The organism is Paraburkholderia sp. BR10923 (genome assembly GCF_040948765.1).
Classification (GTDB): domain Bacteria; phylum Pseudomonadota; class Gammaproteobacteria; order Burkholderiales; family Burkholderiaceae; genus Paraburkholderia; species Paraburkholderia youngii.
On sequence record NZ_JBFPKO010000004.1, the window covers coordinates 231,254 to 248,850 of the forward strand.

Annotated in this window: 20 protein-coding genes, 1 tRNA gene and 1 riboswitch; of the genes, 14 read left to right on the top strand and 7 right to left on the bottom strand. The window is 62.1% G+C overall.

Annotation, left to right across the window (positions count from 1 at the left end; translation table 11 throughout):
* Positions 1 to 6: 6 nt before the first annotated feature.
* Positions 7 to 1,254 carry a serine hydroxymethyltransferase gene (gene glyA / locus AB3X94_RS09565; protein WP_368611399.1) on the bottom strand — a complete coding sequence of 416 codons (1,248 nt, stop codon included), beginning with the start codon at positions 1,252 to 1,254 and terminating at the stop codon, positions 7 to 9.
* Positions 1,255 to 1,432: 178 nt separating this feature from the next.
* Positions 1,433 to 1,559: riboswitch (ZMP/ZTP riboswitch) on the bottom strand.
* 247 nt (positions 1,560 to 1,806) lie between these two features.
* Here glyA and ydfG point away from each other — a divergent pair.
* The 9 genes from ydfG (at position 1,807) to AB3X94_RS09610 (ending at position 8,579) form a co-directional block, all read left to right on the top strand.
* Complete coding sequence (ydfG, locus tag AB3X94_RS09570) at positions 1,807 to 2,553, top strand: bifunctional NADP-dependent 3-hydroxy acid dehydrogenase/3-hydroxypropionate dehydrogenase YdfG (RefSeq protein ID WP_176109469.1); 747 nt, start codon at positions 1,807 to 1,809, stop codon at positions 2,551 to 2,553.
* Positions 2,554 to 2,753: 200 nt separating this feature from the next.
* On the top strand, positions 2,754 to 3,218 hold the full coding sequence (ybgC, locus tag AB3X94_RS09575) for a tol-pal system-associated acyl-CoA thioesterase (RefSeq protein ID WP_368611488.1): 465 nt from the start codon (positions 2,754 to 2,756) through the stop codon (positions 3,216 to 3,218).
* Between the two features lie 187 nt (positions 3,219 to 3,405).
* The gene (gene tolQ / locus AB3X94_RS09580) at positions 3,406 to 4,083 is read left to right on the top strand and encodes a protein TolQ (protein ID WP_176109470.1); all 678 of its coding nucleotides are present in this window, start codon (positions 3,406 to 3,408) and stop codon (positions 4,081 to 4,083) included.
* 10 nt (positions 4,084 to 4,093) lie between these two features.
* Entirely contained in the window at positions 4,094 to 4,540 is a 447-nt protein-coding gene (tolR, locus tag AB3X94_RS09585) for a protein TolR (protein ID WP_013088523.1), read from the top strand.
* The gene (tolA, locus tag AB3X94_RS09590) at positions 4,537 to 5,577 is read left to right on the top strand and encodes a cell envelope integrity protein TolA (RefSeq protein ID WP_176109471.1); all 1,041 of its coding nucleotides are present in this window, start codon (positions 4,537 to 4,539) and stop codon (positions 5,575 to 5,577) included. Before tolR ends, tolA begins: the two co-directional genes overlap by 4 nt.
* A gap of 137 nt (positions 5,578 to 5,714) precedes the next feature.
* Positions 5,715 to 7,007: a Tol-Pal system beta propeller repeat protein TolB gene (gene tolB, locus AB3X94_RS09595; RefSeq protein WP_176109472.1), complete on the top strand. Its 1,293-nt coding sequence runs from the start codon at positions 5,715 to 5,717 to the stop codon at positions 7,005 to 7,007.
* A gap of 32 nt (positions 7,008 to 7,039) precedes the next feature.
* On the top strand, positions 7,040 to 7,546 hold the full coding sequence (gene pal / locus AB3X94_RS09600) for a peptidoglycan-associated lipoprotein Pal (protein ID WP_176109473.1): 507 nt from the start codon (positions 7,040 to 7,042) through the stop codon (positions 7,544 to 7,546).
* Positions 7,547 to 7,566: 20 nt separating this feature from the next.
* On the top strand, positions 7,567 to 8,316 hold the full coding sequence (ybgF, locus tag AB3X94_RS09605; protein WP_176109474.1) for a tol-pal system protein YbgF: 750 nt from the start codon (positions 7,567 to 7,569) through the stop codon (positions 8,314 to 8,316).
* Positions 8,317 to 8,503: 187 nt separating this feature from the next.
* Positions 8,504 to 8,579: transfer RNA gene (locus tag AB3X94_RS09610), tRNA-Lys, on the top strand.
* A 662-nt stretch (positions 8,580 to 9,241) separates the two neighbouring features.
* On the opposite strand, the gene AB3X94_RS09615 is transcribed toward AB3X94_RS09610, so the two are convergent.
* On the bottom strand, positions 9,242 to 9,679 hold the full coding sequence (locus AB3X94_RS09615) for an HD domain-containing protein (protein ID WP_368611489.1): 438 nt from the start codon (positions 9,677 to 9,679) through the stop codon (positions 9,242 to 9,244).
* 648 nt (positions 9,680 to 10,327) lie between these two features.
* On the opposite strand from AB3X94_RS09615, the gene AB3X94_RS09620 reads away from it, so the two are divergent.
* Positions 10,328 to 10,663 (top strand): hypothetical protein, encoded by a 336-nt coding sequence (locus AB3X94_RS09620; RefSeq protein ID WP_176109477.1) that lies wholly within the window; start codon positions 10,328 to 10,330, stop codon positions 10,661 to 10,663.
* Between the two features lie 201 nt (positions 10,664 to 10,864).
* Here the strand turns inward: AB3X94_RS09620 and AB3X94_RS09625 are convergent, their stop codons facing one another.
* Both AB3X94_RS09625 and AB3X94_RS09630 read right to left on the bottom strand, forming a co-directional pair.
* A complete protein-coding gene (locus AB3X94_RS09625) occupies positions 10,865 to 11,101 on the bottom strand; it encodes a hypothetical protein (protein ID WP_368611400.1) in 237 nt (78 codons plus the stop codon).
* A gap of 79 nt (positions 11,102 to 11,180) precedes the next feature.
* A complete protein-coding gene (locus AB3X94_RS09630) occupies positions 11,181 to 13,415 on the bottom strand; it encodes a LamG-like jellyroll fold domain-containing protein (protein ID WP_368611401.1) in 2,235 nt (744 codons plus the stop codon).
* A gap of 164 nt (positions 13,416 to 13,579) precedes the next feature.
* Here AB3X94_RS09630 and AB3X94_RS09635 point away from each other — a divergent pair, with 164 nt between their 5' ends.
* Positions 13,580 to 13,966: a hypothetical protein gene (locus AB3X94_RS09635; protein ID WP_368611402.1), complete on the top strand. Its 387-nt coding sequence runs from the start codon at positions 13,580 to 13,582 to the stop codon at positions 13,964 to 13,966.
* A 61-nt stretch (positions 13,967 to 14,027) separates the two neighbouring features.
* Here AB3X94_RS09635 and AB3X94_RS09640 read toward each other — a convergent pair whose 3' ends face one another.
* Positions 14,028 to 14,207 carry a hypothetical protein gene (locus AB3X94_RS09640; RefSeq protein ID WP_368611403.1) on the bottom strand — a complete coding sequence of 60 codons (180 nt, stop codon included), beginning with the start codon at positions 14,205 to 14,207 and terminating at the stop codon, positions 14,028 to 14,030.
* Between the two features lie 84 nt (positions 14,208 to 14,291).
* Positions 14,292 to 14,615, bottom strand: coding sequence for a hypothetical protein (locus tag AB3X94_RS09645; protein WP_176109481.1), 324 nt, complete (start codon positions 14,613 to 14,615; stop codon positions 14,292 to 14,294).
* A 191-nt stretch (positions 14,616 to 14,806) separates the two neighbouring features.
* Here AB3X94_RS09645 and AB3X94_RS09650 point away from each other — a divergent pair, with 191 nt between their 5' ends.
* The 3 genes from AB3X94_RS09650 (at position 14,807) to AB3X94_RS09660 (ending at position 16,684) form a co-directional block, all read left to right on the top strand.
* Positions 14,807 to 15,229 (top strand): hypothetical protein, encoded by a 423-nt coding sequence (locus tag AB3X94_RS09650; protein ID WP_368611404.1) that lies wholly within the window; start codon positions 14,807 to 14,809, stop codon positions 15,227 to 15,229.
* A 69-nt stretch (positions 15,230 to 15,298) separates the two neighbouring features.
* Positions 15,299 to 15,673, top strand: coding sequence for a hypothetical protein (locus AB3X94_RS09655; RefSeq protein WP_368611405.1), 375 nt, complete (start codon positions 15,299 to 15,301; stop codon positions 15,671 to 15,673).
* 192 nt (positions 15,674 to 15,865) lie between these two features.
* Entirely contained in the window at positions 15,866 to 16,684 is an 819-nt protein-coding gene (locus AB3X94_RS09660) for a mechanosensitive ion channel family protein (RefSeq protein ID WP_176109484.1), read from the top strand.
* Between the two features lie 122 nt (positions 16,685 to 16,806).
* Here the strand turns inward: AB3X94_RS09660 and AB3X94_RS09665 are convergent, their stop codons facing one another.
* On the bottom strand, positions 16,807 to 17,478 hold the full coding sequence (locus AB3X94_RS09665; protein WP_176109485.1) for a VTT domain-containing protein: 672 nt from the start codon (positions 17,476 to 17,478) through the stop codon (positions 16,807 to 16,809).
* Between the last annotated feature and the right edge of the window lie 119 nt (positions 17,479 to 17,597).

Consider the following 17,597-nt stretch of genomic DNA (forward strand, 5'->3'; position numbering starts at 1 on the left):
GACGGCTTAGCCGTAAACCGGGAAGCGCTGGGTCAGCTCCGCGACTTGCGCGCGCACGCGCTCGATCGTCGCGGCGTCTTCCGGGTTGTCCAGCACGTCGGCGATCAGGTTGCCGACCTGCTCGGCTTCCTTCACGCCGAAGCCGCGCGTGGTCATCGCCGGCGAACCCACGCGGATACCCGAGGTCACGAACGGCTTTTCCGGATCGTTCGGGATCGCGTTCTTGTTGACCGTGATGTGCGCCGCGCCGAGTGCCGCTTCCGCAGCCTTGCCGGTAATCTTCTTCGCACGCAGGTCGACCAGCATCACGTGGCTTTCCGTGCGACCCGACACGATGCGCAGACCGCGCTTGACCAGCGTTTCAGCGAGCACACGGGCGTTCTCGACGACCTGCTGCTGATACGCCTTGAATTCCGGCGACTGTGCTTCCTTGAACGCGACGGCCTTCGCGGCGATCACGTGCATCAGCGGACCGCCCTGGATGCCCGGGAAAATTGCCGAGTTGATCTGCTTCTCGAACTCGGCCTTCATCAGGATCACGCCGCCGCGCGGGCCGCGCAGGCTCTTGTGCGTGGTGGTGGTGACGAAATCGGCGTGCGGCACCGGGTTCGGATAGACGCCCGCGGCAATCAGACCGGCGTAGTGCGCCATGTCGACCATGAAGTAGGCGCCAACCGACTTCGCGATCTGCGACATGCGTTCGAAATCGATGCGCAGCGCGAATGCGGATGCGCCCGCCACGATCAGCTTCGGCTTGTGTTCTTGCGCGAGCTTTTCAGCGGCGTCGTAGTCGATGTCTTCGGCTTCATTCAGGCCGTAGCTGACCACGTTGAACCACTTGCCCGACATGTTGACCGGCGAGCCGTGCGTGAGGTGGCCGCCGTGCGCGAGGCTCATGCCCATGATCGTGTCGCCCGGCTTGAGCATTGCGAAGAACACGCCCTGGTTGGCCTGCGAGCCCGAGTTCGGCTGCACGTTCGCGGCTTCGGCGCCGAACAGCTGCTTCACGCGGTCGATCGCCAGCTGCTCGGCGACGTCGACGTACTCGCAGCCGCCGTAGTAGCGCTTGCCGGGATAGCCTTCGGCGTACTTGTTCGTGAGTTGCGAGCCTTGCGCGGCCATCACGGCCGGGCTCGTGTAGTTTTCCGACGCGATCAGTTCGATGTGCTCTTCCTGACGGCGGTTTTCCTGCTCGATGACCTTCCAGAGTTCAGGATCGACGTTGGCGATGGTGCTTTGGGCTCTGTCAAACATACGGGTTCCGTTGAGTGTTTTCAGGTTGACCGGATCGTGCGCCGAATCCTGCGTAGAGGGTACACAGCGGGGTACGCAGCGCTGTGGGCGGCGAGGCTTGCCCTGACTTGGCGAGTGGAGAGTCGCCGCATACGCGAGGCAGGCCAGCCACCGTCAGCGCAGATTAATGCGCGCGGTTCACGGCTGCCCAGGCGAACGGCAAAACGGCACCCTGCGCTTCACGGTGGGTTGTTCCACCTTGAACCCGATTGGTTGAATCGGCTGAGTCGGACGACTCGGTTCTATCGCCAGTCACACAGGGTCGAGCGCGTTAGTGTATTGGAAGAGGCCCGAATAGGCAACCGACTTGCGGGCGCTCCGGCGGCTGCTGGCGGGCCCTGCGGACGGTCTGGCGACCCCGCTGCGCAACCATCTGACGAAAGCACCCCGACCGCGCCGCGCACCCGTTGCGCGCCGCCGCGGCAGCCGCCGATCCGGCTCGTGCATCCTTGCCGCAGCGCGGCATTGGAAGTAGGCTTGGGGCCTTTGTCTCTTACCGACCAGGGAACTGCAATGATCGTGTTTGTCACAGGAGCGTCGGCCGGCTTCGGCGCTGCCATCGCCCGCTCGTTCGTCAAGGGCGGCCATCGTGTCGTCGCCACTGCTCGCCGCAAGGACCGTCTCCAGGCACTCGCCGACGAACTCGGCGCCGCGCTGCTGCCGTACGAGCTCGACGTGCGCGACCGCGCCGCCGTCGAAGCCGTGCCGGCCTCGTTGCCGGCCGACTTCGCCGCAATCGACGTGCTCGTCAACAACGCCGGCCTCGCCCTCGGCACCGAGCCGGCGCACAAGGCGAGCCTCGACGAATGGAACACCATGATCGAGACCAATTGCACGGGCCTCGTGCAGGTCACGCATGCGCTGCTGCCCGGCATGGTCGAGCGCAATCGCGGACATATCTTCAATCTTGGTTCGGTGGCGGGCCGCTGGCCGTACGCAGGCGGCAACGTGTATGGCGCGACCAAGGCGTTCGTGCGCCAGTTCAGCCTGAACCTGCGCGCCGACCTCGCCGGCACCGCGCTGCGCGTGACCGACATCGAGCCGGGTCTGTGCGGGGGCACCGAATTCTCGAACGTGCGCTATCGCGGCGACGACGACAAGGCCGCCAAGGTCTACGAAAACGTGCAGCCGCTGACGGCCGAAGACATCGCCGATTCAATCTACTGGATCGCCACGCGCCCGGCTCACGTCAACATCAACACGATCGAGCTGATGCCGGTCGCACAGTCGTTTGCGGGTCTGTCCGTGCATCGCGGCTGAGTTTGAAGGCGGGCGGCGACAGCCGCCCCTTCCATTGGTCGCGCCGCCGCCCGTCACCGTGCTGGCTTTTTCTCGCGGCGCGCCAATATCCCGCTCCCCCAGTCCCGGCGCGGCCGGCAAAGCCGGCCACCATCGCCGCCGACACCCGCCACCCGCAACTCACACTTCGAAACAGACCCCGGAGTTTGCGTTCCGGTAGAATGCGCCGCATGAATATGTCGACCAGCCAGCCAGGCACGGAAATCGGCTACACGTGGTCCATCCGCGTGTATTACGAAGATACCGACGCCGGCGGCATCGTGTTTTACGCCAATTATCTGAAATTTTTCGAACGGGCTCGCACCGAATGGCTGCGCGCGTGCGGCGTCGACCAGCATCGGCTTGCGGAAGAAAACGACGCGATTTTCATCGTGCGCAGTACCGCGGTCGATTACCGGGCTCCGGCCCGGCTCGACGATCTCGTGAAAATTATCAGCCGGATCGAGCGTCTTGGCCGAGCTTCGGTAGACTTCGTGCAGGAAGCCTGGCGCGAAGGCACGTTGCTTGCCAGCGGGTCGGTCCGGGTTGGCTGTGTGGACCGCACGACGCTGCGGCCAGCCGCGATCCCGCCTTCGGTTCTTGCCGCGCTGCGGCACGGACCGGGCGTCGGCGAGAGCGCGGACTGAACCACGGCGGCATGTCAACGGACGATACCTGAGCCTCGTTGTTACGGGGCCAGTGAACTCATACCGGTCAGGTTGCACAAAGCATGGTTCGGCTTCGATATCGCCGAAGCTTCCGTTTTGCCCACGGCAAGCTTGAAGCGGCTTTGCAGCCGGACGCCCCCTTCCCGGGACGTTAAAACGAACCTTTATGAACACTACACAAGATCTGTCGATCGTTTCACTCGTACTCAACGCGAGCCTGCTGGCCCAGGCCGTCATGGCTCTGCTGCTGTTGCTGTCGCTACTCTCCTGGACTTTCATCTTCCGCAAGTGGTTTGCGATTCGCCGGGCGCGCGCGCAAACTGAACGCTTCGAGCGTGATTTCTGGTCGGGCGGCGACCTGCAGGCGCTGTATCAGAGCGCCGCGAACAACCGCCACAGGATCGGCGCGCTCGAGCGGATTTTCGAGTCCGGCATGCGCGAATTCCTGAAAGGCAAAGAGAAACGCCTGAACGATGCCGGCGCAATTCTCGACGGCGCCCGGCGCGCGATGCGCGCATCGTTCCAGCGCGAAATGGACGTGCTCGAAGCGAACCTCGCGTTTCTCGCCTCGGTCGGTTCGGTCAGCCCGTATATCGGTCTGTTCGGCACGGTGTGGGGGATCATGAATGCGTTCCGCGGCCTCGCCAACGTGCAGCAGGCCACGCTCGCGAACGTCGCGCCGGGCATCGCCGAGGCGCTGACCGCCACCGCGATCGGCCTTTTCGCGGCGATTCCGGCAGTGGTCGCCTACAACCGCTACGCGCACGACATCGACCGTCTGGCGATCCGTTTCGAAACCTTCATCGAAGAGTTCTCGAACATCCTGCAGCGTCAGGCACACTAAGGAGGCCCCGATGGCAGGCTCCCGCTCCTCCAGCATGCGCGGCTCGCGCTCGCGTCGCGCGATGGCCGACATCAACGTCGTGCCGTACATCGACGTGATGCTCGTGCTGCTCGTGATCTTCATGGTCACGGCGCCGCTCGTCGCACCGTCGATCGTCAATCTGCCGACCGTCGGCGGCGCCGCGCCGCAGCAGCAGACGCCGCCCGTGATCGTCAACATCCGCGCGGACGGCAACATGAGCGTCAAGTACAAGGACGACTCCGGCACGCAGCAGCAGGAAGACATGACGAAAGCTGGTCTCAAAGGTTTCATCGCCGATCGGGCACAATCGCACCCGGATCAGCCCGTCGTGATCGCCGCCGACAAAACCGTGAAGTACGAAGTCGTGATGAATGTGATGTCCGAGTTGAAGGCTCAGGGCGTCAAGCGCGTTGGATTGCTTGTCAAATCGCAATGATCCGCAAGAACACCGAATATCCGCTTCAGCCACCGCGTGAACGCGGCACCGGGCGAGCTTTTCTGTTCGCGCTGGTGATGCATGCGCTGCTCGGATTCTTTCTTTATCACGGCATCCAGTGGCAAAACAGCACGCCCGAGGGCGAGCAGGCGGAACTGTGGACCGAGGTGCCGGATTCCGCGATCCCGCATCCCGTCGTCACGCCGCCGCCCGCGCCGGTCGCCCCTGCCCCGCCCGTGCGCGACGAGCAGGCCGACATCGCGCTGCAGGAAAAGAAGCGTCAGCAGCAGGAAGCGGCTCGCGCCGCGCAATTGGCCGAACAGCAGCGCCAGTTGAAGCTGAAAGAGCAGCAGGAAGCGGAAGCGAAGCGTCAGCAACAACTGGCGGCCGAACAGGCGGCCCAACTCGCGGCGCAGAAAGCCGCCAAGCTCAAGCAGCAACAGGCGCAACAGCAACAACAGCAACAGCAGCAGGCCGAGAAGCTCAAGCAGCAGCTCGCCGAGCAGCAGAAGCAGCAGCAACTGAAGGAACAGCAGGAGCAGCAGCAAAAGCAGGCTCAGGCGGAAGCGCAAAAGAAGGCTGAGGCCGAGAAGGCGGCGAAGGCGAAGGCGCAAGCCGAAGCGGCGGCACAAGCGAAGAAGCAGCTCGATGCGGACCGTCGCGCGCGGCTGGCGCAAATGCAGGGTCTGGCTGGCGGCGTCGGCGGCAGCAGTTCGAGCAGCAACGGACTGGGCAAGAGCGGAACGGGTAGCGGCTCCGGGGGCACGGCGGCATCGCCAGGTTACGCGGACAAGGTGCGCCGGCTGGTGCTTCAGCATGTGAACTGGGGCGGCGAAACGGAAGGTCTGGAGACCGTGATCGCCGTGCGCTGTTCGCCGGACGGCAATCAGCTGAGCGCAAACATTACCCACAGCAGCGGCAACGCCGCGTGGGACGCCGCCGCGTTGCGGGCGGTGAAAGCCTCCGATCCGATGCCGCGGGACGTGAATGGCAAGACGCCGGACTACTTCACTATCACGCTGCGGCCGGCGGCTTGATGTGCAGGCTGACAGCCGACTGACATCCAGCGCCGCGCCCCACCAGGCCGGCGTTGCGCGGGAACGAAATAGCCGTTTCCCGGTCTGTCTGCTGTCTTCGAGTATTAAGTAAAACCGTTTTGAGGAACCCATACAGCATGAGTTTGATGACCAAGCTAGGCCTGCGAACACTCGTGGCAACGTGCCTGATCGCCGTCGGCGGCGCCGCCAACGCACAACTCAACGTCCTCGTGACGGGCGTCGGATCCACACAGTTTCCGATCGCAACGGCGAATTTCGCCAATGAAGCGAACTCCCCGCAGCAGGTCAGCACGATCGTGCGTCAGGACCTGCAACGCAGCGGCAAATTCACGAATATCGACGCAGGCTCGACGCCGGTGTCCGAGACCGATTCCGTCGACCTCGGCGCATGGAAGGCGAAGGGCGCCAACGCGTTCGTCGCGGGCAGCGTGAACCGCCTGCCGAACGGCCAGTACGAAGTGCGCTTCAAGCTGTACGACACGGTCAAGGGCGAAAGCCTCGGCGGCCTCGTGCTCGTGAGCCCGGAGAGCGGTCTGCGCATGAGCGCGCACAAGGTCGCGGACTACATTTACGCCAAGCTGATGGGCAACCGCGGCGTGTTCGCGACGCGCCTGTCGTATGTGATCAAGTCGGGCAACCGCTACCAGCTGCAGATCTCGGATTCGGACGGCCAGGACGCGCATATTGCGCTGTCGAGCCCCGAGCCGATCATTTCGCCGGCCTGGTCGCCGGACGGCACCAAGGTCGCGTACGTGTCGTTCGAGAAGAAAAAGCCGATCGTCTACATCCACGACCTGCCCACCGGCCGGCGCATCGTCGTATCGGACCAGAAGGGCAACAACAGCGCGCCGGCGTGGTCGCCGGATGGCCGCACGCTCGCCGTAGCGCTGTCGCGCACCGGCAATACGCAGATTTTCGCGGTCAACGCGGACGGCAGCGGTCTGCGTCGTCTGACGCAGGGCAGCTCGATCGACACCGAGCCGACCTACTCTCCTGACGGTCAGTGGATCTATTTCACGAGCGACCGCGGCGGCGCTCCACAGATCTACAAGATGCCGGCGCAAGGTGAAAGCGCGGGCAACGCGCAACGCGTCACGTTTACGGGCAGCTACAACACCAGCCCGCGTGTGAGTCCTGACGGCAAGGAGCTTGCCTACATCTCGCGCGTCGGCGGTGCATTCAAGCTGTACATCCAGGACCTGCAAGGCGGAACCGCCACGGGCCTGACGGACACCTCACATGACGAATCGCCGAGCTTCGCGGCGAATGGTCAGTACATTCTTTACGCCACTCAGGTGAACGGCCGTGGCGTGTTGGCCGCAGTATCGACCGATGGTCGCACTCGGCAGGTCCTGTCCGTTCAGGGGGGCAGCGTACGCGAGCCATCCTGGGGCCCGTTTATGCAATAACGTTGATGCAATAACACAAGGAGAGTAATCAAATGATGTCCAAACTTCGTTTCGCATTCGCCGTCGTGATGGTCGGTGCATTGGCCGCATGTCACTCTGGCGTCAAGCTCGACGAAAACGCCGGCAAGGGCGCAGGCTCGGCTCAACCGAATCCGAACGACGTCGCGACGGTCAACGTCGACCCGCTGAACGATCCGAACAGCCCGCTCGCAAAGCGCAGCATCTACTTCGACTTCGACAGTTACTCGGTGAAGGACGACTATCAACCGCTGCTGCAACAACACGCGCAATATCTGAAGGGTCACCCGCAGCGTCACGTGCTGATCCAGGGCAACACCGACGAGCGCGGTACGAGCGAATACAACCTCGCGCTCGGCCAGAAGCGTGCTGAAGCCGTGCGTCGTTCGCTGTCGCTGATGGGCGTGTCGGATTCGCAAATGGAAGCCGTGAGCCTCGGCAAGGAAAAGCCGCTGGCAACGGGTCATGACGAAGCGTCGTGGGCACAGAACCGCCGCGCCGACCTCGTGTATCAACAGTAAGTCAACGGGTGATAAGCCGAATGACGCATCGTTTCTCCTGGCTGCGGGTTGCCGCAGCGGCCTGCGTCGCAGGCACGGCCCTCGTGGCCGTGCCCGCCCATGCGGGCATGTTCGACGACGATCAGGCCCGCCAGGCCATTCTCGATCTGCGCTCGAAGACCGATAGTCTGTCGAGCCAGCTGTCGGCGGCGCAGCGCACGATCCTCGATCAGTCCAACCGTCTCGACCAGCTGAACCAGCAGGTCGCGACTCTGCGCGGACAGAACGAGGACATGGCGAACCAGCTCACGACGCTGCAAAAGCAGCAGAAGGACTACTACACCGATCTCGACACGCGCCTGAAGAAATTCGAGCCGCAGCAGCAGACGGTGGATGGTGTCCAGGGCGAGGTCCAGCCGGGTGAAACCGATGCGTTCAACACGGCTTCACAGCAGTTCCGCAGCGGAGACTTCAAGACCGCCGCAGCATCGTTCCGCAGCTTCATCTCCAAATATCCGACCAGCCCCTATCAGCCGACCGCGCAATACTGGCTCGGCAACGCGCTGTATGCACTGCGCGACTACAAGGGTTCGACGGCGGTCTGGCAAGGTATCGTGGCCAAGTACCCGCAGCATCCGCGCGCGCCGGAAGCGCTGCTCGCGATCGCGAACAATCAGCTCGAACAAGGCCAGAAGGCCGCGGCGAAAAAGACGCTCGAGCAGATCGTCGCGCAATACGCCGGCTCGGACGTCGCGCAGTCGGCGCAGAGCAAGCTGTCGCAGATCAAATAGTTCGTGGTGGCGGATTGATCACGTTTTGAAGTAGTTGTTGGCAGTAACGCGCAGTGTCCGAAGTGATAGCCACGCGCGCCTCTCGCTGGAAAGCCCGGGTAGTAATGCCCGGGCTTTTCACATTGGCCTGATGGCCTCGTAGTGTTGACAGATCATCGGTTCGCCGATATAATTTCGCTTCTCTTTTGGGTCGTTAGCTCAGCTGGTAGAGCAGCGGACTTTTAATCCGTTGGTCACAGGTTCGAATCCCGTACGGCCTACCATTAGTTTCAAGCACTTAGCCCATCCCTAACCGGATGGGCTATTTGTTTTGTGGGTGCGTATAGGCGCTGTGTAGGCAAATTCGATCAACGCGGATCGACATGCGGGTCGCTAGCCTTCGACTAAACCCTGCTATCAAAAGCTATCACTTTCGCAAGCCGCGATGTTTTCGTTCTACGCGGCGTGAAGGCGCAGCCTTACTGCGTACACCTGTGCCTTGCTCAGCGCGACAAAGTTCGGCACGGTGCAATCCGTTTCGGCGCTGGCGACATGCTCGCCGCACCGACATACGAGGTGGGGGCCGCGTTGGCCTGTCATTCCGCAGCAGCCATACGTGCGCTCAACCCGAGGCGTGACGCTCAACCCGATCAGGTCATCTTCCTGTACAAGCCAGCAACCCGCGTAGGCTTGCCATACCTCGCCGCGCTCCTTGATCGCGAACCCCAAGGCAAAGCAGGGCTCGCCCCATTTCCACGACTCGCCGCCGTGTGTGGTGTACTGCGACATGTTCCCAACCGTCAAGATACGGGTAATTGACGCGTCACACCGGATGCAGTGAAAACAGATGAGTCGCATACCCGGCGCTTTCTGAGATTTGCCCATACTGAACTTACGTAGGTGCGAGGGAACAACCGACAGGGTTAAGCGTGATGGCAGTGATCCATCAGGCCCGTTCGTCGCTCCCTTGCCGAGTGAAATAGTCTTCGATGATAGCGCGCACGTCACTTCGCAAGCGCTCATCAGCTTTCGTCAGCACCTCCAGTAATAGCTGCTTCTCGCGCATGTAGACTGCTGCGAACTGCGGGTCACGAGCCTCAACCGTACTCAGGTTCGATATGAGGTCAGCCGCCTTGATCGTCTGCGCCGCAGCCGATGCCTGCGCGGTATGCGTCCGGTCCAGTGCCTTGCGCGTGGCCCGGTCGCCATCCTCAGGTGTTGATATTGCGGTCAGTTCGCCGACAAGTTGCCCGACGCGTGTACCGAATTCCGTCTCAATCAATGACAGGGGAACGGCCGTATCCTCAGCGGTATCGTGCAACCAGGCAGCAGCAAACCGAGCTCTGTCCGGCTTGCCTTCCAGTTGCCGTGGCGGTCTCCGCAGCGGCAACCAGCATGTTTCTCAGACTGCTGAATATCAGCCGATAGTTATCTTTATTCACTTTGCCAATTCACGTTACCAAGCAATCAGGGTTCGTAAGGTAACGGCCGATTAGAGTTCGCTCCATAACAAAGAGGAAAAATATTGTTAAATCAATTAATTGCGCAACAAAAGCAATGAATTCAGATTTATCCCATTCCGGTCGAGTGATTTTTTTGCAAGCACAAAAAGCCCGCGCAGGGGCGGGCAGTTGAAACGAACATCAGCAGTTCAGGTACGAAAATCCCTGAGGTCTGCCTGTCCGACTACGATGCGTTCAGGCGTGTCAATACCACGCGAACATCGGCCAAGGCATCTTCGAACAGACCAACGATCGAGACCTGGGCAGATATCGAAAGACCGCTGAACTGCTCCATCACCTCTTCGAGGCTCAGCAGGCGCGCGAGCCGCACCGCGCGTCAAAGTCTCGAGTCGCGACTCAACTCCTCGAAGCTCGCCATAGCGCGATCGAGTACACGCAGCATGTACTGGCGATGGCGCTCTTCGTCGCTCTTGTTGCGCCAGTGAGGAACCGGATATCGCGGCTGCTGTGCGGACAATTCCGGCGCCTGATCATCCTCGGCGCGCTGCCTCCACTCCTGAAGTACCTGATTGGAGTTGCGCGTCATCGTTCTGGTACTACGCCTGCACGACGGTATCGCCCAGTATGCTTCGCCGCAAGCGGTCGCGCTGCTGACACCAGACCGCAACGCGTTCTATGTCGAGCGCCGATGCATCCGTCGCGCCGGCAAGATGTTGAGCGGCGAGCAACTCGTCGTGCGCTCTTATGTACGCCTGGTAACGTTCGACGATCCGCTCCGCTTCGCCGTACGCGGGCGACGGCAGTTCGCTTTTCAGATAGATCCGCAACTGATCGGCCCGATCGTCGTCCGTCTTCCGCAGCAGGAAAGAATTGATCAGGTCGAGCAGCGCGGCATTTACGATTAGCTCGTGGTTTTCCGCGACGATGAGCCCGGGATCGTCACGCCCGACGCTCGGCTCGGAGCCGGACGAGCTAGACGAGCCGGCCGGGCGCGCCTCGCTCGTCGGACTCGCGACGGCAGGTTCCGGATCGGCTATCCCGTTTCCCCCATGCGCACGGACCGCTGACGGGTTCCGTCGGATGGGGCGCGCAGCGGATTGGCGGTTTCAGAAAGCGCAGTTCGGCACGCTTCCCGTCGTCGTGAAGCTCGATGTGGTCACGCCGGTTCCGGACGGCGTGACGTTCGAGTTATACAAGCCGACATTCGCATACTGGTCGCCGCTTTGCGCGGTCGCATCCAGGCTGACGTTGGCCAGCCACGCGTTGACCGGATAGCTCGAATTGCGCCCGTCGATCTTCGTGTAGGCGCCCGACAGCGATTGGGTCGCATACGCGCCGTTCACGACGATGTTCGACAGCGATGGGCTGCCGCCTGCCGTGCACGTGTTGTAGTCCTTTTGACGAAGAAGTTCACGCTGACAATCAACCCTGCGCGAGCGTCGCGATCCGATCCGGCGGTAACGCGCCGCGATAGATGCGAAACTCGTCGATCGCTCCGTTGAAGTACGGGTCCGCCGCGTACTGAGAACGTCCGATCCAGTTCTGCGCGCTCGGACCGAGATGCCACGGCGCGAACGCCACGCCCGTCGTCTGGCCAGTCTGGCTGCCGTTGACGTACAGCGTGAGCGTCGTGCCCGAGAGCGTCACGGCCACATGGGTCCATTGGCCGCTCGGCAGCGGCGCGTTGCCATTGACCTGACGCTCGTTGTGAGACCCGTTGAGCGTGATCGAAAAGCGCACCGTGCCACCACTGCTGTCGGGGGTGAGCATCATGTAACGGCCGGTGCCCGTGCCGAAATCGAACACGCGCTCCCATTGCTTCGTGCTGTTTGAATTGCGGAACACCCACGTCGCGATCGTGAAATCCGAGAGGTCCCCGACGATGTCGTTGGGCAGGCTGACGTAACCGCTCGATCCGTCGAGCAGCACCGCGTTGCCGGACTTGCCAGCGGTGCGCGACGCGCCGCCGACGAGCGTGCCCGTATGGCCGTTGCCGGTCGCGTCGGCCGCGGTCGTGCCGCTCGACTCGTCGAAGCTCAGCCAGGTATGCAACTGCACGGCCGTCACCGCGACGACCTCGTTCGAGTTCGCGCTCTCGCCCGCTGCCGTCGTCGCGCTGACGACGTAGTACCACACGCCGGCCTGCGGGCTGTCGGTGTAGGTCAGCACGTCGGTGATGCCGCTCGCGACGGTCGTGTAGGGGCCGCCCGAATTCGCGGCGCGCTTGACGTTGTAGCTCGTGCCATTCGCCACGCCCCACCACGACAGCACCACCTGCCCCGCCGCCGGCCAGGCGGTCACGCCGCTCGGCGCGGCGGCCGGCGTCACCGGATCACGCGTGTAGGCGAGCGTGCCGTAGCCGAGCTGGTCGTAGCCGCCGCTCGTCGTACCGTAGTTGCCGCCGCCGCCTTCCGGCTGGATCGCGAGCGCGAACTTCTCGGACCACGGCGCGGCCAGCCCCTTGCGATTGACATAGTGGTTGTAGACGAGCGCCCAGATCGGACGGATATCGCCTTGCGAGGCCGTCGAAAACCCGGGCTGCACTACGTCGACATTCGCATAGCTCTCGTACGGCACCGTGAGGTAGGTTCCGTCGGCTTGAATGAGATTCGCCTTCGCCACGTACTCCGCGCCGGCGAGGAAGCGGTTGTTGTCGTAGCCGTAGAGATCGATGCCCTGGTTCCAGGCCATCTCGCAGATGGCGCCGCACAGCCCGATGCCGAGGTTGTTGTGCCCCTGGTCGCGCCCGCTCTCCTGCCACTGGCCGAGGTAGCCCGGGTGCAGGTAGTAGACCGCCTGCGCAATCGCACCGTTGCCAAGCCCGCTCAGGTAGTAGTTGACCGCTTCGTCGAACATCGCGCGGTCGTCACAGAGCACGCCGATCGCCATGATCGACGCCATGCTGCACAGGTCCCAGTTGGCCCAGTAGTGCGTGTAGTCGGTGTTGTTGTGGCGGTTCAGGAAGTCGATGTTGATCGGATAGAAGATGTTGGACATCATCGACTGGAACGCCGCGAGGTCCGCTGCGGCGAGGCCAGGGTAGCTGCGCATGATCTCGCCGACGATCGCGAACTCGTAGCCATAGATGCCGGCGGCCAGATCGACGTTGGTGTCGCCGGCGAGACTCTGCAGCGTCGAGGACCACGCGTTCATGATTTGCACCGCCTTGTCGGCGTATGCCGTGTCGCCAGTGACTTTCCAGTACAGCGCGCAAGCGTAGGCGGCGGCGATGTCGCCATAGAGCTGCGGATAGTTCTGCGGTCCGGTGCCGCCACGATTGATCTGCGCGGCCGGCCGGGGCGACCAGGACAGTCGCGTGTGGCCGTTGGCGGTCAGCACCTGAAAGCCGGCGTACCAGGGCTGCGCCTGCGCGGCGACCTTCTGCGCCATGCGGTCGAAGTCGGTCTGCGTGTGCAGGAGCCCCGGATGCACGAACGCGCCACTCGTCGCAACGGCGGCCTCGCCGGTTGCCGCTCGTGCGAGCACGAGGCTGGTCGTGTTGATGCTCGCCGCCCTCGCAACGGCCGAGCGGCTCACGGCCGCTTCGCCGACGCTGCCGCCCCCGCCGCATGCGCTCAGCGCCAACGCGCCGAGACTGTGCAAAAAGGTGCGGCGCGACACTGCCAAGGTGAAACTGCTTGTTTTGGTTCGATCCATATCGCGATTCCGTTTATGAGGCCGTGGCTGACAAAACTGATCCGGTGGGGGTGCCCCGCTAGCAAACGTTTGCGTCGGTGGACGGCGAACTGGTGCAGCAGAGACACATCCTTCCGTGTTATCGACACAAACTGCTGTTTCCTGACGGTGGAATCGTGTAGGGATTGCCTGAAACCTGGCGCGGGAAAATCCTATGGACCGAGCAGGAACGCCCGCGACAACTCCAATGCCGATGCGTCGCTGAACTTCGCGTTCATTTCGCAGAACTTTACGATGAACGACACGATGCTGACATTCCGGCCGTATCTGCAATGCGCCTGGCAACTGCAGAACGGTTCGACGATTACGCCGGGAGTCAAGTACGTGTCGTTCCACCGGAACAGACCGACAACTACCAGATCGGCACGACGTTCAAAACGGGTCGTCTGACCGTCGCCATCGATCCGGCCAGCGAGCGTCTGTTTTCGGTTTGCGCCAATCACCGCACGATGATCATCGATGCGACGTCGGGCCGTCGCGTGGCCGAGGTGTTGATAGGGGGGCCGCCCTGATGCTGCGGCTTTCGATCCGTCCTTGAAGCTCGCGCCCAGTTCGAACGGCGCGGACCGCACGCTAACGATCGTGCATGAAGACGATGCGGACCACTACACGGTTGCGCAGAACAGGCCAACGCAGGAAGGCGCAAAAACGATGGCGCTCGATGAGCAGCAGCACCGGATCTATCTGATGTCGTCGAAGTTCGGCGCGCGCAAGCGGCCACGGCCGCCAATCTTCATCCGCGCGCGAGGTCATCCCCGGTACGTTCGAAGTGTTCGAAGCGCAGTTCAATGCACGCTGACAGGCAGCCTCGCCGCTGCGTGTGAAACACCGGCCCGCCTACATGAGGCCGTGCGCGATGCCGCTCGGCCTCTCCCAACGCTCCCGGTCGTTCGACACGCCGAAATCGGTGGCCTGCAGTGAAACAGTGGCCGAACTGGCCAGCGAACGCTTGGCGCTGGCACGCGCGAGTATGCGCTGCTCGTGCACATAGAACAATTCGAGTTGGCGCGCGTCGGACGCTTTTCGTTCGAGCCCGAATACGTCCTCGAGCACCCGCCGCGACACGTGAAAACGCTGAAGCCCGCGGCCAAGCTGGATCTGAAAGACAACACCGTCGCTGTTATGCGGCACCGCTGCCCAGATAAGCGGAATGCTACTCATGGAGCCCCCGTGAGTCTGGATCTTCGTATCAGGAATACGATGATCTGATCCTCGCACGTATAAACGCACGGCGCGACGTTTCAAAATACCAACAAGTTCGATTTGGCATTTTCACCACAGTGGCGGAGTGTTGCGACGCAACGCGTCATTCATTGACGACGCACCGTCGCCGGCCTTTCCCGGCGAGCGCGATGACCTACCTCGGCATCGGCTATGGCTTGCATCCGGGAGCCAAAGGCTGCTGGGGGCTCGTGGTCGATCTCGGTGTCGTCTACGGCATTCCGAAGACCTCGTACACACTGTCGCCGGCACTATCGCAGGCGTCAGGACCGGAGATGACTAAACAGATCATCAACACTGGATTGCAGCAACTACGCAATAAGGCCTCGCCTTTTCGATGGTATCCGACGCTGCAACTCGGCATTTCTTATCGCTTCCGACGCGCAGCAATCGGAGTCCGTCGCAGTACTATAAATTTGCAAAGAACTTTTCACATTCCGATTGCGCATAAAAACGCTCGAAAGAAAGCGCGACACGGCTATCGCTTTTTCTGGTTATTTATCGAGATGAAAAGATATGCAATGATCGCCGCCGGATCAGCGGAGCATGTCTGAACCTCGCGTGAGCATCCGTTCCGGCAACCCCACAATCCCACGGCGCATTGCTTTTTCATTGAACTGATAATGACCAACTTTCTGTTCGATCTGCTATCGAACCTCGCCTTGCTCGCCATCGTATCGATGGCCTGTCGACTGTATAACCGGTTCGGGTCGGGTGCCGCGTTGAGCGGCCCGGCGATTTTCATCGCGCTCGCGCTGCTTGCGTGCGTGCTCGACGGCTTGTTGACCTTTGCCGTGTTCGCCGACGCGCAGAGTCGCTATGGACACTTCGTCCGGCCGACTCTATTTCTTCGGCGTGCTGGCGCATATGCGCTCGCAATCGTGATCGCGTTCTCATGGCATCGCGTGTCGAAGCGCAGGCGAGCCGTGAAAAGCGACCAGGACAACGCGGTTGTCATCTGCACGTCACCGTATTCCGAATCGCGATTGCGCATGTAGGGGCGGCGCGCTCGAGCGGCTTCTCACATACGCCCCGCCATTTTTCGTCTCTCAATTGCCGCCCGCGAACAGAGCAGGAACGGTCCTTGCGCATGCGGGCGCCGTCGGCTATAACTCCCGAAGACCGCGCGTTGTGGGTCATGGCACCACCGTCGTTCAATCCGTTGATGGCAACTTATAACGAGGAACATCTTGGATATCGAAACCGCACGTGCATTCATCATGACCCGGGGCATCGACATCGGCACCAAGGTGCTCGGCGCCATCGTGCTGTGGATCGTCGGCCGCTGGGTCATCGGGCTGATCTCCAACCTGTTGCGCAAGGTGCTCGCTCGCAACGGCAAGGTCGATCCGACGCTCGCCCACTACCTCGCGTCGATTCTCGGCGCGTTGCTGAACCTGCTGCTCGTCCTCGCAATCCTGCAAATCTTCGGTGTGCAGACAACGTCGTTCGCAGCATTGCTCGCCGGTCTTGGCCTCGCGATCGGCACTGCGTGGGGCGGCCTGCTCGCGCACTTCGCGGCCGGCGTGTTCATGCAGGTGCTGCGACCGTTCAAGGTCGGCGATTTCGTCACGGCCGCGGGCGTCACCGGCACCGTCACCGAGTTGGGCCTGTTCGGCACGACGATCGTCACGCCGGACAACGTGATGACCATCGTCGGCAACAACAAGATCTTTTCCGACACGATCTCGAACTACAGCGTGCTGCCGTTCCGGCGCGTCGAGCTGACCGCGAAGATCGCCAACGGCGTCGATCCGACCGATGCGATCGCGCGTCTGAAAGCCGCCGTCGCAAAGATTCCGAACGTGTCCGAAAACCCCGCGCCGGACATCGAGGTGTTGAGCTTCACGCCGGAAGGACCGTTGCTGTGCGTACGCCCTTACTCGTCCAATCAGAACTACTGGCAGGTCTACTTCGACACCAATCGCGCGATCGTGCAGACCTTCAAGGAAGCCGGCTACCCGACGCCGGAAACGCCGCTCGCGCCGCGCGCGATCACGCGCGATTGATGTGACCTAACGTGCGCGCGGAGCCGGCACGGGTCGCCGGCATCGCGGCATGAAAAAAGGCGTCGCGAGATTCGCGACGCCTTCTGGTCATCAAGGTCCGAACTACAGCCGGCTACAGCTCGTCAACGCGTACTCGCGTTCGCGCCATTTTTGCGCAGCATCTTCCACAACGCGGCGAGCACGACCGGCACAATTGCCGCGCCGATACCGACCAGCACGATCACGTTCAGATACTGACGGATGAACGGAATGTTGCCGAAGAAATAGCCGAGCAGCACGAGCAGGAGCACCCACGACAGCGCGCCGACGACGTTGAACATCTGGAAGCGGCTCCAGGTCATCGACGACGCACCGGCGACGAACGGCGCAAAGGTCCGCACGACCGGGATGAAACGCGCGAGCACGATCGTCTTGCCGCCGTGTTTCTCATAGAAATCGTGAGTCTTCTGCAGCGCGGCGCGATCGAGAAAGCGCTCGAGCACCGGAATATGCGAATTGAACACACGCGGTCCGATCGCACGGCCGATCAGATAGTTGGTCGTATTGCCGCCGATCGCAGCCACCAACAGCAGCAGGATCAGCAGCCCGAGATGCATCTGGCCGGCCGCGCAGAACGCGCCGCCGATGAACAGCAGCGAGTCGCCCGGCAGAAACGGCAGAACCACGAGTCCGGTTTCTGCGAACACGATCGCGAATAGCACCGCGTAGACCCAGGTGCCATACACCTGGATGAAGTCCCCGAGGAACTTGTCGATGTGTAGGACAAGGTTGGCGAAATGGAGCAACGTATCCAAGGAATGTCCTTATAAACCGATGATTGCGTAGAGGAAAAACGGCCGTCGCGCGACCCGATAACAGGGGCAGCAAGCGGCGGGCCGACCGCTGCGAAGTGACCGCGACATGATACAGAAAG